Below are 25,909 nucleotides of genomic sequence, written 5' to 3'. Positions count from 1 at the left end.
TCACGCCCGGTCGGTCCGCCGACGGCGCAGGACGAGGACTCCGGCCCCGGCCAGCAGGACGCCGCCGCCGGCAGCGGTCGCCGCGACGACAGGGAAGTTGCCGCCGAAGGCAGTGCCGCCGAAGCCCGCTCCGACGCCGCCGTCGGGGCTGAGGGAACCGGCCTGGTTGACCGCGGCGGTGCTGGGCAGCGCTACGTAGGGGAACGATGCGCCAGTCGGGCTGTACGGGGCGTTGACGCCGTCGCCGGCCGCGAGGGCGGGCACGATCTTGCCGGTCTGCGCGGCGCCTTCCAGGGCCTGGAGCTCGATGTCGAGGACGTCGTCGGTGAGCCGGCGCCCGTTGGGGAAGCCGGCCAGGTCCTGGCCGAGGACGCCGAGGCGGTTGGGCTTGGCGGCGGGCGCCACGGACATGTTCAGCCGCAGCTCCTCGCTCGGGGTGAACGCGTTCTTGTCGACGTCGCCGTTGAGGAGCTGGGAGTTGAGGTCCGCCTTGATCGGTCCGCAGGCTTTGCAGATCCCGGAGAGGAAGATCTCCACCAGGTCGTTGCGGGGGGTCGCGGGGGCCGGCACGCCGTAGATGCTCTGGACGACCTTGGGCAGGATCGGGTCCTTGACCGCGTCGACGACCGGGGTGACCGTGTGGTCCTGGTCGGGGCTGATCGTGTTGAAGGCGTCCTTGTACTTCAGCGGGACGACCACCTCGTTGACGAGCGGGTTGCCGAGGCGGGAGACCTGGTGCCATCCGGATCCGGCCCCCGACCCGTCCCTGCCCGGCGCCTTCCCGTCGTTTGCAGCGTCCGTGTTGCGGTTCGAGGAGGTGCCTTGCGCGCCCTTGCTCCCTGACGAGCTGACCTCCGCGCCCTGACGGTCGGTGGTGGACCATACGCCGATCACCGGATTGCGGGTCGGGTTGCCGCCCAGTGCGAGGTCCTTCTTGGGCACCTGGATGGTGATGGTGTTGACGTTGTAGCCGGCAAGCGTGTTGTGGCCGGTCTCCGAGAGGTTCCCTCCGTAGAGGAGGTCGAAGACCCGCAGGTCCGCGAAGAACGGGTCGGACGCCTGTCCGGCGTAGGTCTGTCCGCCGTCCGGGAGTTGCAGGGTGGCCTGCTTGCGCAGCGACGCGTAGTTCGGCGTCGAGGCCTTGCCGACATTGGAGGGCGCGGCGGGGGCGTCCTTGAGCAGGGTCCTGGTGCCGCGGGCGTCGGTCACCGTCAGGTCGTAGGTCTGGCGGAAGTTCAGGGTCGGGTCGTCCAGTTTGTTGACGACGCCGGTGTTGTACAGGAACTGGTGGGCAGCGTCACGGATGTGGTCGGTGAACGACCAGGTGTAGGTGGTGTCGGCCTTGCCGTCGCCGTTGCTGTCGATCTTGATGTTGTAGTGGGCGTCGTTGGCGAACGGGTAGAAGTTCGGACCGCCGTTCGGCTCCTCGAACGGGATCCAGTTCGCCACCATCGTCACCGTGTCCGGCTTGTCCGGGCTGGTGAACGCGTAGACGTCGGTGTTGTCCGCCTTCGGGTCGCCCGCGATCAGCGGCGCCTCACGGTGGCTGGAGGCCGAACTGACACCTGGCGCCAGCCCGGCGAGGGCCGCGGCGGACACCAGGGCGAGAACGCCGGTAGTGGCGAGCGCACGTTCGGCCGGGCGGGCCGGGAACCTCCGGCGCGAGCGGGAGCAATCCATGGGCCATCCATTTCGGGTGGGAGCTGCCGCTCCGGGGACGGGAGGGCAGGCTGACGACGGTGGACACTCGAAGCCCCAAACGGAACGTCCTGACCCGGCCCGTCACGGGCGCAGGCCTCACTGCAATTGCGTCCGCAATGCGACTTAAGTTACGAATAAGTCACCACGGGCGTGTCAGGGCTGCAACGCTGGAACGCCGAACGGGCGTCCCAAGGCGCCTCACCCCGCCATTCAGCGGCGGACGCACGGCGGCGCCGCTCATTCGGCCCCCGCTTCGGCCTCCGGACTGGGGGTGGTCCACCGCTGCTCGATGCGGCCGTACTTCCACACCAGCAGGGCGCAGGCCCAGGCCGCGGCGAACAGCCCCACCACGACGAAGCCGACGGTGTTGAGGTCCAGTGCGGCGACCCAGCGCCAGAATCCGCCTGTCAGGGCGAGTTGGTCGGCGAGCAAGGCGAGGAGTTCGACCGTGCCGATGATCAGGGCGACGGCCACCGACAGGCCCGTGACGGTGAGGTTGTAGTAGATCTTGCGGACGGGATGCGAGAAGGCCCAGCCGTAGGCGACGCTCATGAAGGAACCGTCGATGGTGTCCAGCAGGCTCATGCCCGCGGCGAACAGCACCGGCAGGCACAGCACCGCGTACCAGGGCAGACCGGTGGCGGCGCCCGAGGCGGCCATGACGAGCAGGGCGACCTCGGTGGCGGTGTCGAAACCGAGCCCGAAGAGCAGGCCGACCGGATACATCTGCCAGGGCTTGTCGATCGAGTTCATCACCCGGCCCAGCAGGCGGTTCATCAGGCCCCGCTTGTCGAGCTGCTCCTCCAGAGCCTGCTCGTCCAGGACCCCGGCGCGCATCCGCCTCCAGACCTTCCAGATCCCGGCCAGCACGACGAGGTTGACCGCGGCGATGGCGTACAGGAAGGTCCCGGACACCGCCGTGCCGATCAGGCTCGTCATCCGGTGGAGCTGGGACCTGTCGTCCTTGAGGGACCCGGCTAGGGACTTCAGGCCGAGAGAGAGGAGGAAGGTGAGGCCGAAGACGACGCTGGAGTGTCCCAGGGAGAACCAGAACCCCACCGACAGCGGACGCCGGCCCTGGCTCATGAGCTTGCGGGTGGTGTTGTCGATGGCCGCGATGTGGTCGGCGTCGAAGGCGTGACGCATCCCCAGGGCATAGGCGGTGACGCCGATCCCCATCCCGAAGGACTGCCCGTTGGCGCTGTAGTGGCCGGGCACCACGACAACCACCAGAGTGAACCAGCCGACGATGTGCAGTGCCGCGATGAACGCCGCCATACCGGCGAGACGCCGCCGCTCAGGCCAGGTGAACATCCGCAGCGCCCGGCCCACAGGTGAAGCGGGGGGTGCGGATGCCGCGGTGCTGGGGGTGCTCGCTGCCATAGGTACTCGCCTTTCGTGCAGCGGGGCACGAGCATCTGCACCTCATTGAGCCCCTTATTGCAATGTATGAGCAGTTGGGACCAATAGTCAGGTGCGAGAGGTGCATTCGAGGGGCACTCGGGCGCGCTGCCACCCTCGCGCCGTGCTCGCCCGGATGCGGGGGACGCCGCGCTGGCCTCCGGGCCTGAAACTCTGCCGGTAGGCCGTTTCGGTGGCCGTGGTGAGCCGCACGGGTGAGAAGGCAAGCCGGTGGACCCTCGCGGAGCGCAGACGGGTATCACTGCGGTCACCAGGGCGGGCGACGCCTTCGGATGCCGTTCGGCGTCCCTCCTACGGCACCGGCGCGGAGGCGTCCCATGAGACATGGCCACCTCGGCCGACGTGTGGCAGCGGTGGCCGGCATCGCGCTGTGGCTGTTCGGCACGGCGGCGCCCCCCGCGCAGGCCCATCCGCTCGGCAACTTCTCCATCAACCACTACACCGGCTTCACGGTCCGCCCCGGCCGGGTGGATGTCCTCGCCGTGACCGACACCGCCGAGATCCCGACCCTGCAAGCGGCTACCGCCGTCGATACCGACCAGGACGGAATCCAGAGCGCGTCCGAACGCGCCGCATGGGCCGCGGCACGCTGCGCCGAAACGACCGGCCGACTGACCGTCACCACGCCGCGGCGCCTGGCCTGGACGACGGATTCCGCCGCCTTCGCCTACCGGCCGGGCCAGGCAGGACTGCGCACCAGTCGCCTGGAGTGCCGCCTCCACGCGCCGCTCGACCTGGCGGACGGACCGGTGACGCTGGAGGTGGCCACCGGCGTGGACGCGACCAGGGTCGGCTGGAACGAGATCACCGCCAAGGGCGACCGCACCCACCTGCGGCAGTCCACCGTGCCGACCGCCTCGGTCACCGACGAACTGCGCAACTACCCCCGTGACCTGCTGTCCACCCCGCGCGGGGACACCCGGGCCCACTTCACGGCGGCCGCGGGCGAAGGCACGTCCAGCGCCGCCGACCCGACGGCCGGCCCGGGTTCCGGCGGCCTCACCGGCCGGGTCGAGGCACTGTCCCGCCAACTGACTTCACTGACCGGCGCCAAACACCTCACCGTTCCCGTCGGCTTGCTGGCCGTGCTGCTCTCGATCGTGCTGGGCGCCGGCCACGCGCTGCTGCCGGGCCACGGCAAGACCGTCATGGCCGCCTACCTGGCAGGCCGGCGCGGCAGAACCCGCGACGCGGTGACGGTCGGCGCCACCGTGACCATCACGCACACGGCAGGCGTCCTCGTGATCGGCCTGTGCCTCACCACGTTCTCCTCGCTGGCCGGCGACGCGGTACTGAACTGGCTCGGCGTCGTCAGCGGCGCACTGGTGGCCGTGGTCGGAGGGGTCCTTCTGGCCGACACCGTACGACGCTCACGCCGACGGCCCCCGTCCGCCACAGCCGACAGCCCCAGCTTGCAGATGGCCCCGGCCCTGGTCGGCGCCCCAAGCCCCACTCCTGCAAACAACGAGCCGGACGCCGCTGCGAGCCGGACCGCGTCTGAGCACGGACACACCCACGGCCATGCCGACCACCAGCCACACGATCACCACCACGGCCACGCGGATCATCGCGTCCACACCCAAGACCACACTCACAGCGAGTCGCACCGCCACGGACTGCTCGGGCACCACCACTCCCACCCGACGGGCGACGGCGAAGCGCCACCCTTCTCCACCCGCGGCCTGATCGGTCTCGGCGTCGCCGGAGGCCTCGTCCCCAGCCCCTCCGCACTGGTCGTCCTCCTCGGCGCGATCGCGCTGAGCCGGACCGTCTTCGGAGCCGCCCTCGTGCTGGCCTACGGCCTCGGCATGGCGGCCACCCTCACCGCCGTCGGACTGCTCCTGGTCCGCCTCGGCGACCGGGCCGGACACCTCGCCAACCGCCCGCTGCTCGCCCGGGTACGCCGCATCGCCCCCTACACCGCGCTGCTCACCGCCGCTCTCGTTCTCCTCGTCGGCCTCGGCATGATGGCCCGCAGCCTGCAAACCGTCCTGTAGCACCCGGGAGATCCCATGGCACGCCGACCGATCGCCCCCGTCGCCGCCCTGCTCAGCGCCCTCGCACTCAGCGGATGCGGCGCCTCGGCCGACGGCGCACTGGACACACAGGCCAACGACCCCACCCCCGTGTGCCGAGTCCACCAGAAACAGCCGCCCGGCAGCAGATACACCGCGGGCGCCAAGGCCGACACCGCGGCCCTCCTGCAGATGCTGCGCTACTACACGGCCAACGGAGCCAAAGCCTTCTGCGACGGCAAACCATCAACCGGCACCGACCGGCGCTGGACAGACCTCTACACCGCACTCGGCGCCAGAACCAGCGCGGCGAAACACTAAAAAGGCGAGTTCCCGCTCTCCACAACAGGATCCCCGCCGACTTGGCGCATCAGGGTCCCAGGAGCGGCATCGCCGCGGCATCGTCCCACCCCGCGACGTCGACCGATCTGCATCGACTCCCGTATCCGAACTTCACGACCTGACCGGCGGATCCCGTCCAGGTCGCGCGTCACAGTTGGACATGCACCCCGACGGCCCGCAGCAGCCGTATCGCCGCAACCCGCTGGTGACGCGGACGATCCTCGGTCGGCAGCTCGCACAGCAGTTCCTGCGGTACGCGGTCGGCCCACGGCAACAGGGCTGCGGTCGCCTGCCGGACCACCGCCGCCGACGGGTCGTCCAAGAGCGGTCGTACGTCATCGACGCGCACCGCATCCAGGGCCCTCAGCCCGGCCACCGAGCAGGCACGTACGCCGGGGACCGGGTGCGTGAGGAGAGCCCGAATCCGGTCCGCGTCCTCGGGCGTCCCGCACTCGCCGAGGCCCACCGCGGCGGCGGGCCGGCCCGCGGGGTCGGCGCACAGCGCACGGTACAGAGGCGCCGGGTCCGTGCCGCCCTGCCGCAGCACCCACCGGGCGCACGCCCGAACCACGGCGGACCGGTCGGTGAGGAACGGCTCCGCATCATCGTGCCGCCCGGACCGGCGCAGGGCGGTCACCCCCGCCGACCTGACCCGGGGCTGCCGGGACCCGAGCAGCGGCACCACAACATCGGCGAACTCCTCGAAGGTGCCCTCGCCGAGAGCGGCCACGGCCGCTTCGGCGCACAGGTCCTGCACCACGACGTCGTGGTGGCGGCCCGCAATCCGAGCGAGCCGCGCCATGGAGAGCAACCGCCGCTCGACGGCGACGCGGTGCGCGAGGCGGGCCGTGGCCCGGTCGCTGCTGTCGAGCAACGCCTCGACTTGCACGGCCGGGCCCGAGCGCAGCGCCCCGGTCAGCAGGTTCTGGGTGAAGCCGCCCCGTGAGCGGCCGCCGACCCGCAGGATCAGCGCGGCGTGCGCGGCCAGCCGGTACGGGGGCGCCTCGGCCAGAATCGCGCGGGCTCGATCTCGTACCGGCCCCGCCCAGTCCGCGCAGCGGATGACGACCAGCGCAAGCAGCGCGGGCCGCTCCTTGGCGTGGCCCAGCGCGGCCTCCCGGATCCGGCCGTCGGGGTGGCAAAGGGCAAGGGCGAGTTCGGTGTCAACGGGCTTCCGGGCCCAAGTAACCGTGGGAGGTGACGCATCCGGGCTCCACCTCAGCCGTCGCCCGGACGGCGACGCCTTCGAATGGAAGAGCTCCGGGCATTGCCAGGCCAGTTCGCGCACACGGATGTCCAGGCCGATCCAGGACTCCGGGTCCGTCACATCGAGCACCTGGTCCGGAGCAATCCCGGCGACCAGGCGCCTGACAGCCTCGTCTTCGCTGGTCAGCATGGGGGAAGCCTAGTCACGATCCGGCCGATTTTGTTGTGTGGGGAGTACAGCGGCGACAGGCGCACCGACTGGGCGACGGCTTCGCAGGGACTGCCATCGTGCCCTTCGCCCCAGTAGTCACGACCAGAGCCAGAGCCGAACGGCGGCCGAGATGAGGGCGGTGTGCATGCCGTAGGCCCAGTTGTCGTATCTCTTGGCCACGGCACCGGAGCCCTTGAGGGCGTTGATCGTTCGCTCTGCTTCGTTCTCCTTTGTAGATGGTGGTGTCGAAGCCTGTGGGGCGTCCGCCTTTCCTGCCCCGGTTGCGACGGTCGGCCCGCTGATCTTCGGTTCGGGGATGGTGTGCCTGATCTGTCCTCGACGCAGGTAGCCGCGGATGCAGCGGGACGAGTACGCGTTGTCGCCCCCGAGGCGATCAGGGCGTGCCGAACCCGCCCGCCGCCGAGCCGGCCTACATGGATGAGGTCCACGACAGGGACGAGTTGCGGGGCATCGGCCCGCTGGCCCGGTGCTATCAGCCGCGCCAGCGGGCGACGTCCACCTCTCCCGCGAAGTGGATCTTGCACAGGGATCCCGTGGACGATCCTGCGGTGGCTTTCCCAACGGCGGCCCCGCTTACCGGACTTCGGAAGATGCAGCTTCCACCCGGCCCGGTCGTCGCTTGCGAGATCTTCCCGCATCACGGGCATGCCAACGAGCAGGAGTCGCGAAGTCACGTGATCCGTCGGACAGGCCCAAAATGATCAAGCGGAAGGACTACGGTCGCGCCAACCTCGACCTGCTCCGCCGTCGCATACTCGTCGCGGACTGCTCCTGCCCGTGCCCGTCGGACAGACAGGCAGGCAAGACGGCCAACAGCCCACCTCGGGACGTCAGTCCCACCATGAGACGACAGCAAGGCCCCGCTCCGAGGCTCCTGCATAGAACTCTCGCAGAGCCTCGAAATGGTCCATCAGATACGTTCTGGCGCCGTCGCCGAGGCCTTCGGCTCCGTGGCCGATCAACGCTCCTGCCTCATGAATGTCGAGCGGCAGCACCTCCAGAACGGCCTGGAGGTCCATCTCCCCGAGCAGGCCGCAGACTCGCCAGACTGCCAACGGTTCAAGGGCGGCCGGTGCAGGTCCGAAGGGCCCGATGGCATGAGGATGAGCGTTGAGGAAGTCAACATCCATTGCTACACCGCCGTCGGTGGCCTGCCTGAGCGCGGCGAGGTGCACTTCGCTGACTCCTGCAAACCGGCACGCACGTTCAAGCATGACTGGGGCCCAGTCCAGGTCGAGGCAGTCAGCCTCCGACGGATCCCACTGGTGATCCCCATCGGAGGACTCCTCTGCGCGCGTCCGGCAGAGGGCGAGATACTCCGCAGTGACTCGGGCAAGCTGCTGGGTGACGGCCACGGCAACCAGTATCCCGGGGGCGTCCACCCCTTTTTCGAGTATCTGGCCGTCACAAGATCTTCGCCAGAGCCCGTAATTCCCCTCGGACTGTGGCCACGTAAGTCCCAGCCCCTGCCCTGCGCCCTGCGCTCCGTAGATGTCTTGGTAAGCGGAATTCTCCCGTGTTGAGCCTTCGGGCTCGGCAGGAGGAACGTCAGACGGGTGTGCGAGAGGTTTGTCGGATGCTGGAGCCCGCCAGGTCCCCGGGCCTGAAGACAGCCGCGGCAATGCGGAGTTGAGGTGGCAGCGCCGACCACAGCTCGTCGAGGAGGTCGCTGCTGGTCTCGGCGGTGGTGCGAATCTCCGTGAACGGGGCGCCGGTGGCGACCTCCTGTCCGTTCGAGTGGTACGTCGTCATGAGCACTCCCTGGTTGGGAGGCAGGTCGCTGATGTGCAGGGTGAGCCAGTTGGTGGCAGTGCGGTCTCCTGCGCTGTGCCGGGCGGCGCCGAACCAGGCCCGGACGCCTTCGTTGTCCGCGATCACGGTCAGGCGGGGGGTGAAGATCGGCGGATCGGGTTCGTAGTCCAGACCGTCCAGGGCCTGGAGCGGAGCCTGTCCACAGGCGAGTCGGTCGGCCACGGTGGAGACCTGCTCTCCGTTGCCGAAGACCAGCCAATCAGGACTCTGGCAGGCAGCGACGTAGTGCCGGAGGTGGTCGTGTTCGCGTGCGTCGGAGGGCGTGACGATCAGTTCGCCGGCCGTCGTGTGGTGCAGGGTGCGGGCCTGGGAGGCGGGGCTGCGCCCGGTGAGGAAGTAGGCGCCGAACGTGGTGCCGTCGCCGGTGATGCACCACAGCACGCCGCGGCCGGGGTAGTCGTTGTCGGCCAGTACGTCTTTCAGCAGGTCCACTGCGGTTGCGTCCCTTCGTTTGATGGCTTCGCGTCGCGAAGTCGGCGGTGACATCCAAGCGGATGCGGGCCCATCCCACCTGTCCGTCGCATCGTGTCCCGATCCTCGCGTCTACCTGGTGCTGCTCCGCGCAAGTTCGTGGAGGGGTGGTGATCAGGCGGCCTGCCGGAGGTGGCTGGACGGCCGGGGTGTCGTCTGGCGCGGTCGGCGATCGTGCGGTGCGACCAGGTCGCTTCCGGGTGCTGGGGCTGGTGACAGTGGCCTCTATCGCGACTCTCACCGGGGGCCCGTAGGTCTGCTAGCGGCCCAGTACCGCGCCGCCGTTGAGGCCGATCACCTGTCCTGTGAGGTAGCCGGCCGCAGGGGAGGTCAGGTAGCTGACGGCGGTGGCGACGTCCTCGGGGGTGCCAGCACGGCCGACCAAGGTGTCGGCGATCTTGCTGGCGTGGAACTCCGGGGTCCAGTCCGCGCCGAAGATCTCGGTGTCCGACACGTAGCCGGGTGCCAGCACATTGACGGTGATGCCGTCCGGCCCCAGCTGCCGCGCCAAGCCGAACGCCCAGCCGTGCAGCGCGGCCTTGGCGGCTGCGTAGGAGCCGGCCGAGTGCGGCCCGGCGCCGCCGCGTTGGGCGGCGGCCGAGCTGATCACGACCAGCCGTCCGCCTGGGCGGCGCAGGTGGTCGAGCAGTGCGGTGGTGAGTAGGACAGCGGTCAGCAGGTTGGTGTCCAGGTCCCGTCGCCAGGCGTTGGCCAGCGCGTCGAGGCTCCCGTCGGCGGGCTGGGTGATCACCGCTCCCGCGTTATTGACCAGGGCGTCAACCGGGCCGATGTCCGCGATCGCGTGTGCAGCATCGTTCACCTGGGATGGGACGGTCAGGTCGGCCGCGATCGGCACCACACGGGGAGTTCCCACAGCGCGGTCGATCTCGGCTCGGGCTCGTTCCAGTACGTCGATGCGCCTACCGAGAATGACCACCCGGCTCCCGGCTGCGGCGAGCTCGCGTGCGATCGCCTTCCCGATGCCCGTCCCGCCACCTGACACCACTGCGACTCGCTGCTGCATCACTGACCCCGCCCTCGTCCATGATCACCTTCGGCCTGTCAGGCTAGTCCTGCTCCGCGCAAGTTGGTGGAGGAGTGCTGATCAGGGCGTCGGGTCGCCGAGGTAGAAGCCGCACGCACAGTCCAAGGCGTCTTCAGGTGAGCCGACGGGCAGCCCGGTGGGCAGGAAACTGTCCACTCACTCGACGACGGGTGGTGAACAGCGAATGCAGTCGCCGGCGCCCCTGGGGCCGGCAACGGCCGTTAGGCATCGTGAGCCGTCAGGCAGACGGCAGGGCCGCCTTCGGCCTGCTCTCTGCCCCGGCAACCGTGCGATGCAGGGGAACCGCGAACGCGGCGACGAACAGGCCGAAGAAGGTGATGGGCAACAGGCATAGGAGCTGTGCGGGATCATCCCGCAGCCAGTGCCGGTTGCCCCACCAGTTCGCGCTGCCGTCCGTCACCATCACAGCGTTTGCCAGCCAGATGCCTTCCCGCCGCACAAGTCCCACCAGCACGGCAGCCAGTGGATCGAGGAGCACCAAGCTCACGAAGAACGCCTGCAGAGGAAGTTGTGGAAACGCCGCATAGGCGTGGATGCCGCCACGCACCAGATCTGCAACGTGGGAACCCGTGCCCTCAGTCAGACCGACCAAGTACACCGCGAGAACCCATCTCGCCCACAACGGATTCGCGCCCCACCGCTCCCGCAGCTCAAACCCCACCCCGGCAGCCTAGACGAGCGCCCGAGCATCTGCGGAACATACGCCAACGGGGTGTGATCACGAGGTCCCAGGACAGCTTCTCGCGCTGGTTCGAGCCCGGTTGCCGCCAGTTGAACTCAACCGAGTGGTCCTTCATCCTCGCTGGCGGCCTTCTCACGTCCTGAGGATCAAGTAGATCCTGTATCAGCGTGTCCACCCCTCACGGGAGGCCCCGTACTGCCCCCAGCACTCCGAAGCCAACCTGACCTGGGCGCTCATCACCATGATGACCCGACGCCTGACCCGAACAAGCCCGCGGAACAGCCGGTAGACGAGGAAACTCTTGGCTGATCAGGGGCAGCTAGATCACTTGGCTGAAAGGCGTTGCACCAGCCGTGGTGACGATGCACCTCTGACCAAACCGCTTCGCCGAGTTGAGTACATCAGGGATCATGAACCATGCCCCCTGACTGGCAACTCACGGAGGATGTCGATGACTTCCTCGCCCGAGCAGCCCTGGCACCCCCGCTGCTCCCGCAGCACCCGACAGCCTGCGCCGGCTCCCTCCAACCGGGCCGCAGCAAACAGATACGCCGGACGTGCTCAAACTCTTCCCGCGACAAGCTCTCCGAGCTCCGCAAGAACGCGCGACTCCAAGATCCCGACCCCGTCGAAGGTCCGTGGTGCCATAACGAAGACGATCAACGCGGTCGGACGGATCCCCGGTCCACGGCGGCAAAGTAGTGGCTCAAAATGTCATGGCTATCCGGAGTGAACAGGTTCTCCCGCATCGACCGGCGGAGCTCGGGCTCCGACAGCCAGCCGTGCCACACCACCTCGTCCGGGTCGGGATTCAGATCGTCCGACACGACGGCCTCGTGCACGGCAAGCCAATGGGGACTGAGCCCGCTGCGGTTCAGGAACTTCACGATGAAGCGGACCGGCGCTCGAACGCCCAGTTCCTCGGCCAGTTCACGCGATGCGGCTTCCTCGTAGGACTCACCCGCGGCAACGGCACCGCCGGACGCTACCTCGTAGTGCCCGGGGAACCGACCGAGGTGCTCGGAACGGCGTTGCACGAGGATCCGGCCTTCCCGGTCCCGGGACACCGTCACGGCGATCCGATGCAACCAACCATGGCGAACGGCCTCGCCCCGGCCGACCACCGCCACGACCTGGTCATGCTCGTCGACCCGCTCGACCATCTCATCCTCGCGCTCCACGAGTGGCTGCCGAGGTGCGACCACAGAGGCGGATACCTGCCGCCGATTGAGCTTCTCCAAGACTCGGTCACGCAGAAGCTCGTACTCCTCACGGAGCCTGCGCCACTCGGTCACGGGCGGCCGGGGAATGACGATGCCGCCAGTGACGGTCTCCTCCGGCCCGAACTGCTCGCGGGTGAGATCGACCTCAATGCCCATGCCCAGGCGGTTCCACCAGTGGTAGTCCACACGCTCTCCGTCGACGTGGACCTCCCCGCGGATCAGCTCGCCTCCCAGCAGGTCCTTGAGCACCATGGCGGTCACCCCGCACTGGTCCCGAGCCGGGTTGTCCGCGGTCCAGCGCGATCGGAACTCAGGCGTGCACGTCTCGGCACTCCAACTGCTGCGAACGGCTTGTTCGATGTCGGAAAGAAGCAACGGCGTCATACCCGTGATCCTGCCTGCAAGCACTGACAACGGCCGGAGGCGCTGCCTCGCAAGATCCTCCGCTCCGTCTTCGGTGAGAAACACTCGGCCTTCCCTGCGGCAGGTCACGCCCGCGCGGTACCTGGGCCGGTGCGCCGCGACCGCTGCCCCTCGGCGGTCTCTGTCTCAGCTGAAGGGGACCGATCGGTAGGGCGTCTCAATCGATCCGGTCGCCGCAGCTCACCACCCTGGGGCCGAACCAGATCTTTTGAGACGGGACGGTCGCTGCGGAAACCAGGAGAGACGGCTCCGTGCGCTGGGGCTGAAACCAACCGGGGTGACCTCGCGTGACCCCGTGGAGTCGGTGAGCGCCGTTCGTTCCATGACCTCATGGAGACCAATGCGGATCAGTTGGCGCGCAACCCGTCTGGCTGGCCTCCGATGTCCACTGGAACCTCGAACAGGCGCGATCCCGATACTGCCCAACCATGACGTCGCGGATCCCTGACCCCCGGTCGGCAACCCCTCCATCGGCATCGCCGAGGAACAGAACGGCTGCCTCCTCTCCGACTCCCACCAGCACGCTACTGCCACGGGCCGACAAGGAGGAACCACCAGCCGTACGAACCAGACGATCACGCCCTCGCCCCATCCCGAGGCCGACTGGCCACCAAGATCCACCTCGCCTGTGACGGCCTCGGGTGCCCCTTGCCATCCTGCTGGCACCTGGCCAACGCCACGGCAGCATCTGCGCACAGGCCCCCTGGAACGGAATGGGTTCGGGCCCCACGCACCTGGTCTGGCCAGCCACGCTGCCGGCCAGACCAGGACATCGCCGACAAGGCCTACAACTCGACGAGTTGCCAGCGGCGCCATAGGGCGAACGTTGTCCAATGCGGCACCAGCCCACGAGCACTGCCTCGCACGGCTTGCGGACGCCGGCGCCGATCAGGCGGACTTGTGGCGGGCGCCGCCCTCGATGTGGATCGTCTCGCCGGAGACGAAACCCGCACGCAGGAGCCACATCACCGTGTCGACGACGTCGTCGGCCGCGCCGTGGCGTCCGACGAAGGTCCCGTCCGCGCTCTTGCTCAGCAAGGCGGTCTTCTTGTCACCGAGGCGATCCCATGCGCCGGAGTCCACGACACCGGGCGAGACGGCATTGACCCGTACGGGCGCCAGATCCGCCGCCAGGTGACGCGCGGCGTACTCGACCGCGCCGTTGGTGACGCCCTTGACGAGTGATCCCGGCCCAGGGCGCCAGCCGACCACACCGGAGAACAGCACCATCGACCCGGTCGGCCGCAGGACCGGTGCGAAGTGCTTGGCCACCAGCATCGGGCCGACCACCTTCGCCGTGAACGCGGCCAGCAGTTTGTCGCGATCCAGCTCGGTCGCGCGAACGTCGTGCGGCGCCGATCCGGTCGTCACGATGTGGTCGATTCCGTCCTTCAGCCGTTCTGCCGCGGCCGCGAGCGTCGACTCGTCCTGCAGATCGACCCGCACCGCTGTGGCACCGATCTCGCTCGCCAGAGCGCCGGCCGCAGCCAGATCGCGGGCACCGACAACAACGTCGTACCCGTCTTTCGCCGCACGCCTCGCGACGGCCGCGCCCAGCGCCCGCGCGCCGCCGATGACCAGGATCCGTTCCATGTGTATCGACTCCCTTTCGTAGGATCGGATGCCACGGTATGGTTTTGATACCGGTATCTTCAACGAAACTGGGAGCAGCGATGGGCAAGGCGTACAACGTGATGGCAGCAACCTGCCCGAGCCGCACGGTGCTGCACCGTATCGGCGCCCGCTGGACCGTGTTCGTCGTCAACGCCCTGGATGACGGGCCTCGCCGCTTCACCGAACTGAAGGGGCACATCCGGGGTATCACCCCGAAGAGCCTCACCGAGACCCTGCGCTCCCTGGAAGTCGACGGTCTGGTCAGCCGCCACGAGTACGACGAGAACCCGCCCCGCGTCGAGTACGCCCTGACACCACTGGGCCGCTCTCTGCTCGTCCCGCTCCGCGCCGTACGACTCTGGGCCGAAGAGCATGTCCCGGACATCGAGGCGGCCCGATCCCGCCAGCCGATTCTCTGACCCATGAGTCGACTGCGTACGTGAACCCCGGTCGCGGCCGGTGCGGTCAGGGTCTCGGCGGGTCCTCACGGGCAATCATCCGACACCCCAACACCCGTTGTACATCGGCGAGTTCGGCCTGGACCCCGTTCGGCATCCGGGCGAAGTTCCTCTGCCCGTGCCCGGGCAGCGTCTCCCGGCCCTCCCCCATCCCCATCACCGACGTCAACCCGCAACTTGGCTTCGCCGAGAACGAATTCACCGCCCCGAACCATCCCAGCGAGACGACGAACTCATGCCTGGCCATCGGGAGTTCAGCGATCACCTGCGGCAAGACAACGGCTTCGTGTCCTGGGCGGCCGGCATGCGTGCCGGGTCGAAAGACTGGACCCGGCTCGAACACCTCCGCCGCAAACGACTCCAACTCACTACGCGCCACAGCAATCTCGTCCGGAGTCGCGCACCATCAACGCCACACCAATCCCCAGGTCACGCACCACTCCAGCCAACCTGGCCATGCACCACTAGACACCCATCACGTACCACTGTCTCGGCGACGCGCCCCGCAAGTACAGATGTCGGCCTCGTCCTACGGGGCGTGCGTACCGCGTGAGCGGTGCCCCGTTGGGGAGGGTGAGACACGCTTCCTCGACCAGCAGGGCCTCGCTCTCTGTCAGGCGGCAGCGGTGCAGGCGGTCTCGTTGGCGGTCGCCCCCCAGCATCGTGATGTGTTCTCCCTCTACGGCCATACCCTCGGGAGCGACCACAGGGGTCCTGCGTAGTCGAATGACACCGTTGGCCCGGAGCTCCAGCAGGGGAAAGGTCGGGTAGTAGTTGGCCCACGCGACACCGTCGTCGACGTTCAGGGCATAGACCGTATCGATGTATTCGACGCCCTTCGCAGGCGTGTACCCCCATTGACGGTTACCGCCACTGTCCCAGCGCACCAGGCCGGCGGCGCTGATCGGGTCGCTGTAGACGCCCTCGTCGAAGTAGGCACTCCATACATGGTGCCGTCGGTCTGCCATCAGGTACTCGACCGCGGACCCCATCGCGAAGCTGCGACGGCGGCGCCCGTCCGTCCCGTAGATCTGCGCGTTCTGGTCCCCTGCTGCGCCGTACCCCTGCACAACGAACCGGCCATTGGGCAGCGCGTCGAGATGGGTCACCCGCAGACTCATATTGCGCAGCGACTGTTCGCGGACTGCGCCCTCGTTGTCGATGACCAGAAGCGCGTCATACGGATACATACGGGGCTGAGGGGAGGGCCTGGCGTACGGACTTGGGCGGAGTTCCGCGTCGGGGCAGATCAACCAGAGAGTCCGGCCCCAGGCGTCCACAGTGGTCGCCAGAACCTTCTGGTGGTCGTACTGCCGAGGCAACAGTGCGTGAGGACGCAGTGCCACCTTCCTCAAAAAGATCACCTCACGGGCGAACGAACATGACTCGCCCATGATCGCATCCTCCAAACCCGTTCGACCAGAGCGCCAACCCTTCGAGGTCGGAAGCCCGGTTGACGGACTGTTCTCCCCACAGCTTGCCGCCCTCGACCAAGGTGAGCGCTCCGAGAGCCCACCACACCAGCCCTTTTGGCCCTGCGCCTCCACGTCGGCGGAGGCTGCGTGATTACGCATCGGTGAGGCACTCACTGCGGAGGTGGATGCGCAATGAGTCCGAAGTCCTGCGCAGGGGAAGGGTGCGGGCGGCTTCGCGGGGTGGGAGGCCTCGTCGGCTGGACTCGGTCACGTCGTGCGCAACCGCGTTGCGCGATCTTTCTCGGGCGCGTCGGCGCACAGACTCATGCGCAGCGGCCGCTCTCTCGTGCTTCTCCGGCGGTGTCTCAGCCACGATGCGGTGCCATCCTTTTCTGAACAGTCCCTCCAGCCAGGTCTTCATCCAGAGCTGCTCCTCCTTCCGTCTATACGCTCCGCGCTGATGCTGCTGCCGACCACGCCAGCCGGCACCACCTCGCGACGCCGCCGACCGCGGTTCCGACAGGCCCGCCGGCGGAATCGGCCTCCGTCCCGAACTCGGCGCCACAGCGGGCGCCGACGAGGAGGCGCACCAAGCCGGCACTGTCGTGGACGGTGGGCGGCCGTCTGAGTCCGCTCGGTACGGCCGCCCAATCGTAGGCGACGGGCACAACGGTCAGTCGCTGGCCGTCCACCTGCACGGACTGAAGTGGGCTCATCCAAAGGCGTGTTGGGGGTAAGCGGGGGTGTGCCGGATTAAAGCAGCTCGGCTGTCGGCGTGAGTTGGCCCCAGCGGCTGGTGGCATGATCTCGGCATGACTGCAGTGCCGCCGCGGACGATCCGCGCCGTCGACACCGATCGGCTCCTGCTACTGGAAATGGAAGCGGCGCGTACGGGCTTCAGCCAGCGGCTCGCGGCCGATTGGCTGCGGGAGCACGCCCGAGGCGGGGCGGTGCACTATCTGTTCCCGACAATGGAGCATCGGTTCAGCCATCGACCGGAAGTGTCCCCGCAGTGGCGGTGCGAGCTGTTGCTCACGGTCCGGACCGGCGAGGAGGTATTGAGCCTGCTCGACGTCCTGCCTGCCACCTTCCAGGGACTGCCGGAGACACTGGACGCAACGGCGAAGACGGACATCGCGGCCCGCATGAGGCGGGCACCCGCAGTACGAGAGTGGGCGGGTGAAAAGGGGTGATCCCGGCGCACGCCTGGGCTCCTGGGTCCAGTTGGTCGGACTGTGCCGAAGAGCGCACGGCTCGGACAGCGACGACAAGCCACGCTGCCCCGTTCTGAACTTCGGCTACCGCAGTCCCACATGACGTTGCGTCACTGCGCCCGAACCCTATTGATCGTCCTCACGGGATTTTGTGCCTGGTCCCACGACTCACGGACAGAACCAGGCCGGCGTGAGTCCCGAGAGACCGCGTCGTTGAACAGGGCTACGAAGCAGGCGAGAAGCCTCCGACGTCGCGGACACGCAGGCGGCATTGTCGGGCTGGATCAGCGAGTAACCGTAGAACGCCATCGAGCCCGTGCTGGGGATATCCCCCATACCGATCCTGGGGTGCACCGGATCGCCTGCGCCCCAGGGCGGACCTAGCGTTTGGCCATGACTTCGACTTCGCGCAGGCGCCTCGCCGTGGCCCTGGCCACCGCCATGCTGCTCGCCGCCGAGGTGGGCACCGCCGTCGCCCAGCCCACGGGCCCCTCTCCTGCGGAGCAGTTACGCGAGGACACCGAGGCGATCCACGCCCTCGGTATCAGCGGCGTGCAGGCCCGCGTGATCACGCCCGACGGTCGGCACTGGATCGCCACCAGCGGCACCGCCGACCTGAACACCGGCCGACCGGTCGCTTCCGACGGCTACTTCCGGATGGCCAGCACGTCCAAGACGCTGGTCGCCACCGTGGTCCTCCAACTGGAGGCCGAGCGCAGGCTGTCCCTGAACGACACGGTCGACCGCTGGCTGCCAGGAGCGGTGCACGGCAATGGCAATGACGGCCGGCGGATCACCATCCGCCAACTGCTCCAGCACACCAGCGGCATCCACGACGACCTGCCCGGATACACCACGCAGGACGAGTACTACCAGCAGCGCTACGACGTCCACACCCCCGAGCAGTTGGTCGCCCGCGCCATGGCCCACGCGCCGGACTTCCCACCCGGCGAAGGCTGGGAGTACTCCAACACCGGCTACGTCCTGCTCGACATGATCATCCAGAAGGCCACCGGCCAGCCCGCCCACCAGGAGATCGAAGACCGCATCCTGCGCCCGCTCGGCCTCGACCAGACCCGATGGATGGGCACCTCGCCCGCCCTTCCCCGGCCTCATGCCAAGGCCTACCAGCTCTTCGGCCCCGATTCCGTGGTGGACGTCACCGACCAGATACCGGTGGACTACGAGAACCTTTCGTTCGCCACGACCACACGGGACGAGAACGGCTTCCTACGCTCGCTGCTCGCGGGCCGCCTGCTACCGACACGGCAGCTGGCCGAGATGAAGCAGACCGTCCCCGTGAGCGCGGAGGTCCAACAGCTGTGGCCCGGCGGCCGGTACGGCCTCGGCCTGGCCGAACGACCCCTGAGCTGTGGAGGAACCTACTGGAGCCACGAGGGCGGGGACGGCGGCTACATCACCCTCAACGGCGTCACCGACGACGGCAGGCGAAGCGCCGTGGTCTCCATGTCCGAGGCACGCGGCGACACCTTGGAGCACATCCTGGAGCAAGAGAACGCGGCCAGCGCTCTGATCGACCACGCACTGTGCGCCCGGGGGCCCAGCAGCCCGTGAGGGAAGGCGCATATCAAGATGGCGAGATGGCGACAAGCGACTTCGTTGACCCGTCGGTGGCGAGGCGTGGAGCCCGTCGTGTCACGCAGTGGTGACTGGCTCAGCTCAGCCCCGGCAGGCTGCGCAGTTCCCCGATCCGTAGGATCCGGGCAAAGAGCAGGAACACCAGGACCAAGGCGATGCCGCCCGCGGTCAGCGAAAGCGCCGGCGTCCAAGACGCTGATGCCAAGCCCTGACCGCAGGAGCGGGCGATGAACCACCCGGTACCCGCGGCCGCGGTGGCGGCCGCCGTCAGCTTTGCGTAGGTGCGACAGATACGCCGACCGTCCAGCAGCCCCTGCGTGCGTCGCCGCAGGCGCAAGGCTGTCAGCAGCAGGCCGATCGCGTAGGACAGCGAGTAGGCGGCGGCCATCCCCGTGACCGCCCAGCGCGGGGGCAACAGGAGGTGGCATCCGATGGCGAGAGCGATGTTGATGCTGCTGATCCACAGCGCCATCCGGAACGGCGTGCGGGTGTCCTCGAAGGCGTAGAAGGCGCGCAGCAGGAGGTACTGGGCGGAGAACGGGATCAGTCCCAGGCCGAAGGCTTGGAGCATGTGGCCCAGGGGGACGGTGCCGGCGGCGTCGACGGTGCCGTGGGCGAACAGCAGCCGAGCGATCTGAGAGCCGAAGGCGAGGAAGAAGAAGGCAGCCGGGACGATGATGACGCCGCTGATCCTCAGGGCGCGGGACAGGTCGGCGCGCAGGTCGTCGAGACGGTCCTCGGTCACTGCCCGGCTCATGCGCGGGAGCAGGGCGGTCACGAGGGAGACGGTGACGATCGCCTGGGGCAGCATCCAGATCTGCTGGGCGTAGCTGTAGGCGGTGTAGCCGACGCCGGCCCGCGGCAGGGTGGCGTCGGCGGCGGAGGCCAACCTCGTGACCACTGTGCCGGCCACGAGGTTGGCCAGCACGAACAGCAGGGTCCAGCGGGCCGCGTTCACACTCTTGCGCAGACCGGTTCCTCGCCAGTCGAAGCGCGGCCGGAACCGGAATCCGGCCGCGAGGGTGTAGGGGATCAAGGCGAGTGCCTGCAGGGCCAGAGCGATTGTGGTCCCGACACCGAGCAGCCTGATTTGGGCGTCCGTGATGTCCGAGACCTGCTCCGGAGCGGTCATCAGGCCGAGGTAGAGGCCGAACATGGAGATCAGGACGAGGTTGTTGAGGACCGGGGTCCACATCATCGCGCCGAACCGGTTCCGGGCGTTGAGGACTTGGCCGAAGATGCTGAACACACCGTAGAAGAAGATCTGCGGGAGCAGGAAGCGGGCGAAGACCACGGTCAGCTCGAACGCGTCGTGCGTGGCGGGTGTATCGCGTTGATAGACGCTGATGATCGCAGGGGCGGCCCACGTGGCGACCGCGGTCCCCGCACCGAGGACGCACAACACCAGGGTGACCAGGCGCTGTTCAAAGGCGGCGCCGCCGTCGGGATCTTCCGCGCGAGCCCGAACCAGTTGGGGAACCAGGACGGAATTGAGCGCGCCGCCGATCAGCAGGAAGTACAGGCTGGTCGGCACCGTGTTGGCCTGGTTGTACGTGGTGGCCAGCAGCCCCGTACCCAGCGCGGCGGCCTGGAGCACTTGGCGTATCAGGCCGGTGGCGCGCGAGACCACCGTTCCCGCCGCCATCAGCGCAGACGAACGCAGCAGTCCGCCCCCGTCTCTCGGCTTCTCCGGGGCAGCGTGTCTCCGTCTTGTGGACCGCTCTAACCGCTCGGGCGACGTCTCCTCGATCATGGGCACAATCTACGATCCATGCCTCCCCCGGCTGAAGGAGCCCCGGTAATCGAGGCTCAGGACAACCATCCTCAGGGCGCCGTCGCGGCCAACTGCGGACCTGCCTTCGTGAAGAGGTGAGCTAGGCTCGCGCTCGTGTCCGTCGACGACTTGCTCAGCCGGGCCGTGCGGGTGTTCGTCACGCGCGAGCCTCACGGCTTCCCGCGTCCGGATCCCGGCGGTCTCGAAGAGGAATTCGGGGATGCCGCCGCAGGGCTGCGGCCGAGGCTTGAGGCGTTGGTGACGGAGATGATGGAGCTGCCGCTGCAGGGCGAGGACTTGGTGGCTGGAACGCGAGCGGCGGAAGTGACCGTGAGCGTGCGGCATCCGGAGCTTGATCCGGATGCCATGGCCGCGCTCGGCTTCTACCACAGCTACTGCTGGCGGTAGCGCCGCATCAGCCGGCGTTGGATCTGACGCACGATCGCGATCGAGCGACAGGTCACCAACGGCGGCCGGGGAAGCGGTGGTTACGCCCGCACGCACCGCTCCGGACGGCGTGGCCTTATGCATCCGGGCGCAGTTGATCATCTCACTCTCCCGTTCGGTGGCCCCGGCAACGGGTCATGACAGGAGATCCAAGGTTGCTCCCACTCCCGCTCCCTCGGCCCGCTGGAAGGCCAGCCAGCTCAGGGCCAAGTCTTGCCAGGGCAGGCCGACCGGGGTGTAGGCGGTGATTTCCCGGCTGTGGGCGCGGGCGGGGGCCTCACCGCGGATGACCTCTCCGAGGGAGGCGGCAGCCGTGTAGGAGGGCAATCCGGCGTTGGCGAGGGCGCCATGCGTTGCCACCAGTGCGGCATCGTCGACGATCAGCCGGGCGGAGATGAGGACTTCGGGGGCAAGTTCCTGCTTTCCTGGTTCGTCGGCACCGAGCGCGGTCAGGTGCTGTCCCGGCCTCAAGTCCGTCAGATACAGCAGGGGTTCACGCGACCAGGTGGCCAGTACCACCACGTCTGCCGTGGCCGCGACCCCCGCCGGCGTGGATGTCACGGTGCCGCCGTGCCGCTGCGCGAAGGCGGCCGCCCGTTGCGCGTCGGTGTCGTGGACGAGCAGACGGTCCCAGGATCTCAGGGTGCGAAGTCCGCGGATGGTGAGTTCTGCCTGGGCTCCGGCTCCGATGACGCCGACCGTGCGGGCGCCGTCGCCGGCCGGCCGGGCGATCAGCTCGGTGGCCAGGGCCGCGGCGAGGCCGGTGCGCCAGGCGGTGATGGTGGCGGAGTCGATCAAGGCCGGCAATTCACCGTCCGTGCCGCTGTGGAGGCAGATCACCCCGCGCAGGGACGGGGCCGCGCCAGGAAACTTCGCGTTGACCTTGACCGTGTACGCGTTCGTCCCGGGAAGCAGTCCGGGCAGCAAGGCTGTCGCAGTGCCCGGGAAGGGAAGGTCGGTGCGCACCCGCTGCCCTGGCAGAGAACTCTGCACAGCCGCGGCGAACCGTCTCGCAGTACCTGGATGCAGTCTGAGGGGTTCAGCAGGTCCAACAGGTCCGTGCGCGTCAGGATGCGGGTCATGGGGGTCCGGATTTCACGCACTTACCCGGCGGCCCGTACAAGGGGCGGTGGCATGCCTGGTCACGGGCGGGTGGTGAATCGGCCGTCGGGCGGTTTGCGCAGCCAGACACGGTCGCCCGGCCGAGGTCAGCTCTGCCCCTTGACTGCGATCAACCCACCGCGGTCGGATACGGCTTCGATGGACCAGGGGCCGCCTTCCTCATCGGCATGGCGCAAGTAGTGCCGCAAGGTGGCTCCCTCGTCGAGTGCTCGGTAGTACGTCATGATCTCTGCCGTGATGCGCTCCGGATCAGCCACGAGGCCGGCCGTCGTGCCGGCGAGCACATATGGAAGCACGACGGAACTGGGGGATCGTGAGCAGGAGACGGTACGTAGCTCGGGGTGTGCCAGGTATATCGGATCTGGGACAACCGAGGGCGTCGATGGTGGGGAGACCTCTACGAGTTGTGTCCTGACGATCTCGTGGCCGAGCTGAACGGCCAGGCGGACCCTGCACGGATCACTGCTCTGATGAAGCGCTACAGGGCGCAGAAGCGATAGGTACGGCCGAAGCGGGGATGACGCTGGAAACCTGCATGCCATGGATGCGCCAAGCGAGGTCGAGGGTGCTGAGTGGCGTACCTGCTGGGCTCCTCGGCACTGGGCCGCCGCCACCCTGGGAACCGACGAGCATGTCGTCTCCGACCTGGAGGCATTCGCCTCAAGAGCCCGACCCTGCGGCGCCGTCACCATCGCCGTCACCGCCCTCGAACGCGGATCCGACCTGACCGCCGCTCCCGCACGACGCACCTCGCTCCTGCTGCGCAGCGCGGAGCTCGCCGGCGAACTCGGAAGTCTCACGGTCAACCCTGCCGACAACAGCCAGGGCGACTTCGAACTGCGAGCAGAGCGGCGGCGCCGCTGACACGACAGGTTCGTCGCCCGTTCGGCGTCCTGAACCGTCAACGCCACTGCCGGGGCTATGCCGTGTGCTGCGCGGCGAGGCGAACGGGAGCGTTCTGGGCGCCGTAGCCCTGGTAACCCGCATCGCGCTGGAGAAGTTCGAAGAAGAGGCAGCCGACGGTGCGGGTGTAGCAGTGGCGGAAGGCGCCGCCCGCGTCGCGGTCGTAGAGGATGCCGAGTTCCTGATAGATCTCCAGCTCGTCGTCCGTGAGGTCGAAGCGGGCGGCGAGGTCGTCGTAGTAGTTGGCGGGGATCTTTAGCAGGCGGCCGCCGGCGGCGCTGAAGCGGCGGGCGGCGGCGATCACGTCGTCGGTGGCCAGCGCGATGTGCTGGGCCGGTGCGTCGCCGTCGGTCGGTGCGGCGCCGACGGTGAGGACGATGCGCACGGCGCCGTCGGCGGTGCTGACGGCGCGGCTGCGCAGCAGTCCGTAGGGGTCGGCGACGTCGACGCTCTCCTGGGGGCGCAGGCCGAGGACGCCGCGGTGGAAGAGGGTGGCTTCGTCGAAGTGGTGCCAGGGCTGCGTGAGTGCCAGGTGGTCGATGCGGCCGATGCCGGCCGGGTCCGTCGCAGCGGCCGCGGTGGCTGCGGCGGGGTGGTCGTCGACGGGGATGAAGTCGGTCTGCCAGTCGGGCAGTTCGGGGCGGCCGGTGGCGCAGAAGAAGAGTTCGGTGCCGTCGGGGGCGGCCACCGCGTCGAGCGGGATGTCCTGGGGGGTGCGGCGGCGGGGCAGCACCGGGGCGAGGAGGGCTTCGGCGCGGCGGGCGGCGGCGGGCGGGTCGGGTGACTCCAGGCCGATCGCGGCGAGCGCGGTGCTCTCGCGGCGCGCGGCGGTGCCGGTGTTGACCAGGATGCGGGCCTCGCCCTGCTGCCAGAGGTCGACCGGCTTGCTGCGGTGCCGTGCGGTGCGGGTGAAGCCGAGTGCGCCGAGCACCTGGGTGACCGGCTGGGCGTCGGGAGTGGCCAGTTCGGCGAAGGCGATGCCCGACGGGATGTCCGGCGGCGGTAGTTGGGTGATCCCGGCGGCTTCCTGGAGGACCAGCAGGGAGCGGTGGGCGTCGACGGCCGTCGGTGCCGCCTCCGCCTGTCGGAAGACGTCGTTGAAGACCTCGAGGGAGAGGGGGCCGTCGTAGCCGGTGCGCAGCACGTGTCGCAGCAGGCCGGCGATGTCGAAGCCGCCTTGGCCGGGGAAGCAGCGGTAGTGGCGGCTCCACTGCAGTACGTCCATCGCGAGCAGCGGGGCGTCGGCCAGTTGGAGGAAGAAGATCTTCTCGCCGGGGATGTCCTCGATGCCTTTGGGGTTGCTGCCGCGGGAGAGGATGTGGAAGCTGTCCAGGCAGGTGCCGAGGGCGGGATGGCCTGCGGACTCGACAACGTGCCAGGCGTGGTCGTAGGTACTGATGTGGCGGCCCCAGGCAAGCGCCTCGTAGGCGACGCGGATGCCGAACTCCTGGGCCAGGGCGGCGAGTCGGCTCAGTTGCTCGGCGGCGAGATCGTCGTCGTCGAGGGCGAGCGGGGAGACGCTGGAGCAGACGAGGACGGTGTCCGCGCCGAGGCGTCGCATGAGGTCGAACTTGTGGCGGGCGCGGCGCAGATTGCGGGCGAACTCGTCGGCGGGCACCGCCTCGGTGTCTCGCATCGGCTGGTAGAGGTCGATGCTCAGACCGAGGTCGGCGCAGCGGGTGCGGATCTCCTCGGGGGTGAGGGGGCTGGCGAGGAGGTCGTTCTCGAAGATCTCCACCCCGTCGAAGCCGGCCCGCGAGGCGGCGGTCAGCTTCTCGGTGAGGGATCCGCTGAGACAGACGGTGGCGATGGACGTACGCACTGCATTCCTCTTTTCCGCTTGGTCGGTTGCCGCCGTGGGCGGGTGCTACTGCGCGGTGGGCACGGCGCCCGTCAACTGCCGGAAGTCCGCGAGCATCCGGGTGCTGTCCGGCTCCCGGCCGGTGAACAGCCGGAAGGCATCGGCGGCCTGGAAGACGGCCATGCCGCCGCCGTCGAGGGTGGCGCAGCCTGCGGCACGGGCGGTGCTCAGCAGCTCGGTTTCGAGCGGGCGGTAGACGACGTCGGCGACCCATAGGCCGGGGTGGAGCAGTTCGGCGGGCAGTGGCAGGCCGGGGTGGGCGGCCATGCCGGTGGGGGTGGCGTGCACCAGGCCGTGGGCACCGTCGGTTGCGGCCAGGAGGGCGGGCAGGCGTTCGGGGCTTGCCGCGGCCGCGCGGTCCGAGCCGAAGCGGCGGTTGAGGGCGGCCACGAGGGCGGCGGCCCGCTCGGGCAGAGCGTCGACGACGGTGATCCGCTCCGCGCCGAGGGTGAGCAGGGCGTGGGCGACGGCTGCGCCGGCGCCGCCTGCGCCCAGTTGCACCACGTGCTTGAGCGGTGCGTCGGGCAGGCCACGGGCGAAGGCCGCGGCGAAGCCGGTGATGTCGGTGTTGTGTCCGGTGGCACGGCCGTCGTTGTCGAAGACGACGCTGTTCACCGCGCCCAGCGCCTGTGCCTGCGGGCTGAGCGTGTCGAGGTGGGGAAGCACGAGCTGCTTGCACGGGTGGGTGATGTTGAGGCCGTCGAAGCCGAGGTCGCGGGCGGAGCGCAGCAGCTCGCCGACCGCCTCGGGTGGTACGCCGAGGGCGTCGATGTCGATGATGCGGTATACGTACCGCAGGACCTGTCGGTCGGCCTCCCGCTCGTGCAGCGCTGGACTGAGCGACGGGCCGATACCGGAACCGATCAGCCCGACGAGATACGCGTCCTTGGCCACCGAGACCTCCTGA

The 25,909-nt window shown here is 68.7% G+C and carries 21 protein-coding genes and 4 pseudogenes; 8 read left to right on the top strand and 17 right to left on the bottom strand.

Annotation, left to right across the window (positions count from 1 at the left end; translation table 11 throughout):
• A complete protein-coding gene (locus OHT01_RS39490; RefSeq protein ID WP_328557925.1) occupies positions 1-1,680 on the bottom strand; it encodes a DUF4331 domain-containing protein in 1,680 nt (559 codons plus the stop codon).
• Positions 1,681-1,938: 258 nt separating this feature from the next.
• Positions 1,939-3,015, bottom strand: coding sequence for a HoxN/HupN/NixA family nickel/cobalt transporter (locus tag OHT01_RS39485; protein WP_328558422.1), 1,077 nt, complete (start codon positions 3,013-3,015; stop codon positions 1,939-1,941).
• 425 nt (positions 3,016-3,440) lie between these two features.
• Here OHT01_RS39485 and OHT01_RS39480 point away from each other — a divergent pair, with 425 nt between their 5' ends.
• Positions 3,441-5,120: a nickel/cobalt transporter gene (locus tag OHT01_RS39480; RefSeq protein WP_328557924.1), complete on the top strand. Its 1,680-nt coding sequence runs from the start codon at positions 3,441-3,443 to the stop codon at positions 5,118-5,120.
• A gap of 15 nt (positions 5,121-5,135) precedes the next feature.
• Positions 5,136-5,459, top strand: coding sequence for a hypothetical protein (locus OHT01_RS39475; RefSeq protein ID WP_328557923.1), 324 nt, complete (start codon positions 5,136-5,138; stop codon positions 5,457-5,459).
• A 169-nt stretch (positions 5,460-5,628) separates the two neighbouring features.
• Here OHT01_RS39475 and OHT01_RS39470 read toward each other — a convergent pair whose 3' ends face one another.
• The 9 genes and pseudogenes from OHT01_RS39470 to OHT01_RS39430 form a co-directional block, all read right to left on the bottom strand.
• The gene (locus tag OHT01_RS39470) at positions 5,629-6,876 is read right to left on the bottom strand and encodes a HEAT repeat domain-containing protein (RefSeq protein ID WP_328557922.1); all 1,248 of its coding nucleotides are present in this window, start codon (positions 6,874-6,876) and stop codon (positions 5,629-5,631) included.
• Between the two features lie 117 nt (positions 6,877-6,993).
• A pseudogene (locus OHT01_RS39465) lies at positions 6,994-7,462 on the bottom strand (IS5/IS1182 family transposase); the annotation flags it as partial.
• A 286-nt stretch (positions 7,463-7,748) separates the two neighbouring features.
• On the bottom strand, positions 7,749-8,273 hold the full coding sequence (locus OHT01_RS39460) for a DUF1877 domain-containing protein (protein WP_328557921.1): 525 nt from the start codon (positions 8,271-8,273) through the stop codon (positions 7,749-7,751).
• 193 nt (positions 8,274-8,466) lie between these two features.
• Complete coding sequence (locus tag OHT01_RS39455) at positions 8,467-9,162, bottom strand: IMP cyclohydrolase (protein ID WP_328557920.1); 696 nt, start codon at positions 9,160-9,162, stop codon at positions 8,467-8,469.
• A 298-nt stretch (positions 9,163-9,460) separates the two neighbouring features.
• Positions 9,461-10,225, bottom strand: coding sequence for an SDR family NAD(P)-dependent oxidoreductase (locus OHT01_RS39450; RefSeq protein ID WP_328557919.1), 765 nt, complete (start codon positions 10,223-10,225; stop codon positions 9,461-9,463).
• 259 nt (positions 10,226-10,484) lie between these two features.
• The gene (locus OHT01_RS39445; RefSeq protein ID WP_328557918.1) at positions 10,485-10,928 is read right to left on the bottom strand and encodes a hypothetical protein; all 444 of its coding nucleotides are present in this window, start codon (positions 10,926-10,928) and stop codon (positions 10,485-10,487) included.
• A 680-nt stretch (positions 10,929-11,608) separates the two neighbouring features.
• A complete protein-coding gene (locus OHT01_RS39440; protein ID WP_328558421.1) occupies positions 11,609-12,112 on the bottom strand; it encodes an NUDIX hydrolase in 504 nt (167 codons plus the stop codon).
• 60 nt (positions 12,113-12,172) lie between these two features.
• Positions 12,173-12,556, bottom strand: a pseudogene (locus OHT01_RS39435) (YunG family protein); the annotation flags it as partial.
• 927 nt (positions 12,557-13,483) lie between these two features.
• Complete coding sequence (locus OHT01_RS39430; RefSeq protein WP_328557917.1) at positions 13,484-14,188, bottom strand: SDR family NAD(P)-dependent oxidoreductase; 705 nt, start codon at positions 14,186-14,188, stop codon at positions 13,484-13,486.
• 80 nt (positions 14,189-14,268) lie between these two features.
• Between OHT01_RS39430 and OHT01_RS39425 the strand changes: the two genes are divergently transcribed.
• Entirely contained in the window at positions 14,269-14,628 is a 360-nt protein-coding gene (locus tag OHT01_RS39425; protein ID WP_328557916.1) for a winged helix-turn-helix transcriptional regulator, read from the top strand.
• Between the two features lie 503 nt (positions 14,629-15,131).
• Here OHT01_RS39425 and OHT01_RS39420 read toward each other — a convergent pair.
• Positions 15,132-15,857: a hypothetical protein gene (locus OHT01_RS39420; protein WP_328557915.1), complete on the bottom strand. Its 726-nt coding sequence runs from the start codon at positions 15,855-15,857 to the stop codon at positions 15,132-15,134.
• 1,037 nt (positions 15,858-16,894) lie between these two features.
• Here OHT01_RS39420 and OHT01_RS39415 point away from each other — a divergent pair.
• Together OHT01_RS39415 and OHT01_RS39410 are read left to right on the top strand one after the other, a co-directional pair.
• A complete protein-coding gene (locus tag OHT01_RS39415; RefSeq protein WP_328557914.1) occupies positions 16,895-17,275 on the top strand; it encodes a hypothetical protein in 381 nt (126 codons plus the stop codon).
• A gap of 414 nt (positions 17,276-17,689) precedes the next feature.
• Positions 17,690-18,871 (top strand): serine hydrolase domain-containing protein, encoded by a 1,182-nt coding sequence (locus OHT01_RS39410; RefSeq protein ID WP_328557913.1) that lies wholly within the window; start codon positions 17,690-17,692, stop codon positions 18,869-18,871.
• 100 nt (positions 18,872-18,971) lie between these two features.
• Here OHT01_RS39410 and murJ read toward each other — a convergent pair whose 3' ends face one another.
• Entirely contained in the window at positions 18,972-20,540 is a 1,569-nt protein-coding gene (gene murJ / locus OHT01_RS39405) for a murein biosynthesis integral membrane protein MurJ (RefSeq protein WP_443043498.1), read from the bottom strand.
• 243 nt (positions 20,541-20,783) lie between these two features.
• Here murJ and OHT01_RS39400 point away from each other — a divergent pair, with 243 nt between their 5' ends.
• Positions 20,784-21,077: a hypothetical protein gene (locus OHT01_RS39400; RefSeq protein WP_328557911.1), complete on the top strand. Its 294-nt coding sequence runs from the start codon at positions 20,784-20,786 to the stop codon at positions 21,075-21,077.
• 174 nt (positions 21,078-21,251) lie between these two features.
• On the opposite strand, the pseudogene OHT01_RS39395 reads toward OHT01_RS39400, so the two are convergent.
• Together OHT01_RS39395 and OHT01_RS39390 are read right to left on the bottom strand one after the other, a co-directional pair.
• Positions 21,252-22,198, bottom strand: a pseudogene (locus OHT01_RS39395) (ornithine cyclodeaminase family protein).
• Positions 22,199-22,324: 126 nt separating this feature from the next.
• Positions 22,325-22,522 (bottom strand): hypothetical protein, encoded by a 198-nt coding sequence (locus OHT01_RS39390; RefSeq protein ID WP_328557910.1) that lies wholly within the window; start codon positions 22,520-22,522, stop codon positions 22,325-22,327.
• Between the two features lie 29 nt (positions 22,523-22,551).
• Here OHT01_RS39390 and OHT01_RS39385 point away from each other — a divergent pair.
• Positions 22,552-22,738: pseudogene (locus OHT01_RS39385) on the top strand (hypothetical protein).
• 40 nt (positions 22,739-22,778) lie between these two features.
• Positions 22,779-23,102 (top strand): hypothetical protein, encoded by a 324-nt coding sequence (locus OHT01_RS39380; protein ID WP_328557909.1) that lies wholly within the window; start codon positions 22,779-22,781, stop codon positions 23,100-23,102.
• A gap of 55 nt (positions 23,103-23,157) precedes the next feature.
• Here the strand turns inward: OHT01_RS39380 and OHT01_RS39375 are convergent, their stop codons facing one another.
• Together OHT01_RS39375 and OHT01_RS39370 are read right to left on the bottom strand one after the other, a co-directional pair.
• Positions 23,158-24,963, bottom strand: coding sequence for a bifunctional sugar phosphate isomerase/epimerase/4-hydroxyphenylpyruvate dioxygenase family protein (locus OHT01_RS39375; protein WP_328557908.1), 1,806 nt, complete (start codon positions 24,961-24,963; stop codon positions 23,158-23,160).
• A 45-nt stretch (positions 24,964-25,008) separates the two neighbouring features.
• Positions 25,009-25,896: a shikimate dehydrogenase gene (locus OHT01_RS39370; RefSeq protein WP_328557907.1), complete on the bottom strand. Its 888-nt coding sequence runs from the start codon at positions 25,894-25,896 to the stop codon at positions 25,009-25,011.
• Positions 25,897-25,909 lie beyond the last annotated feature (13 nt).

The organism is Streptomyces sp. NBC_00358 (assembly GCF_036099295.1).
Classification (GTDB): domain Bacteria; phylum Actinomycetota; class Actinomycetes; order Streptomycetales; family Streptomycetaceae; genus Streptomyces.
Note: the sequence above shows the minus strand (reverse complement) of the source record. Positions and strands in the feature narration are given on the sequence as shown.

Bases quoted from the DNA above. Each gene is read 5' to 3' on its own strand.
- OHT01_RS39490 (WP_328557925.1), bottom strand. From the start codon at position 1,680: ATGGATTGCTCCCGCTCGCGCCGGAGGTTCCCGGCCCGCCCGGCCGAA.
- OHT01_RS39485 (WP_328558422.1), bottom strand. From the start codon at position 3,015: ATGTTCACCTGGCCTGAGCGGCGGCGTCTCGCCGGTATGGCGGCGTTC.
- OHT01_RS39480 (WP_328557924.1), top strand. From the start codon at position 3,441: ATGAGACATGGCCACCTCGGCCGACGTGTGGCAGCGGTGGCCGGCATC.
- OHT01_RS39475 (WP_328557923.1), top strand. From the start codon at position 5,136: ATGGCACGCCGACCGATCGCCCCCGTCGCCGCCCTGCTCAGCGCCCTC.
- OHT01_RS39470 (WP_328557922.1), bottom strand. From the start codon at position 6,876: ATGCTGACCAGCGAAGACGAGGCTGTCAGGCGCCTGGTCGCCGGGATT.
- OHT01_RS39450 (WP_328557919.1), bottom strand. From the start codon at position 10,225: ATGCAGCAGCGAGTCGCAGTGGTGTCAGGTGGCGGGACGGGCATCGGG.
- OHT01_RS39440 (WP_328558421.1), bottom strand. From the start codon at position 12,112: ATGGTCGAGCGGGTCGACGAGCATGACCAGGTCGTGGCGGTGGTCGGC.
- OHT01_RS39430 (WP_328557917.1), bottom strand. From the start codon at position 14,188: ATGGAACGGATCCTGGTCATCGGCGGCGCGCGGGCGCTGGGCGCGGCC.
- OHT01_RS39425 (WP_328557916.1), top strand. From the start codon at position 14,269: ATGGGCAAGGCGTACAACGTGATGGCAGCAACCTGCCCGAGCCGCACG.
- OHT01_RS39420 (WP_328557915.1), bottom strand. From the start codon at position 15,857: ATGTATCCGTATGACGCGCTTCTGGTCATCGACAACGAGGGCGCAGTC.
- OHT01_RS39415 (WP_328557914.1), top strand. From the start codon at position 16,895: ATGACTGCAGTGCCGCCGCGGACGATCCGCGCCGTCGACACCGATCGG.
- OHT01_RS39410 (WP_328557913.1), top strand. From the start codon at position 17,690: ATGACTTCGACTTCGCGCAGGCGCCTCGCCGTGGCCCTGGCCACCGCC.
- murJ (WP_443043498.1), bottom strand. From the start codon at position 20,540: ATGGCGGCGGGAACGGTGGTCTCGCGCGCCACCGGCCTGATACGCCAA.
- OHT01_RS39380 (WP_328557909.1), top strand. From the start codon at position 22,779: ATGGATGCGCCAAGCGAGGTCGAGGGTGCTGAGTGGCGTACCTGCTGG.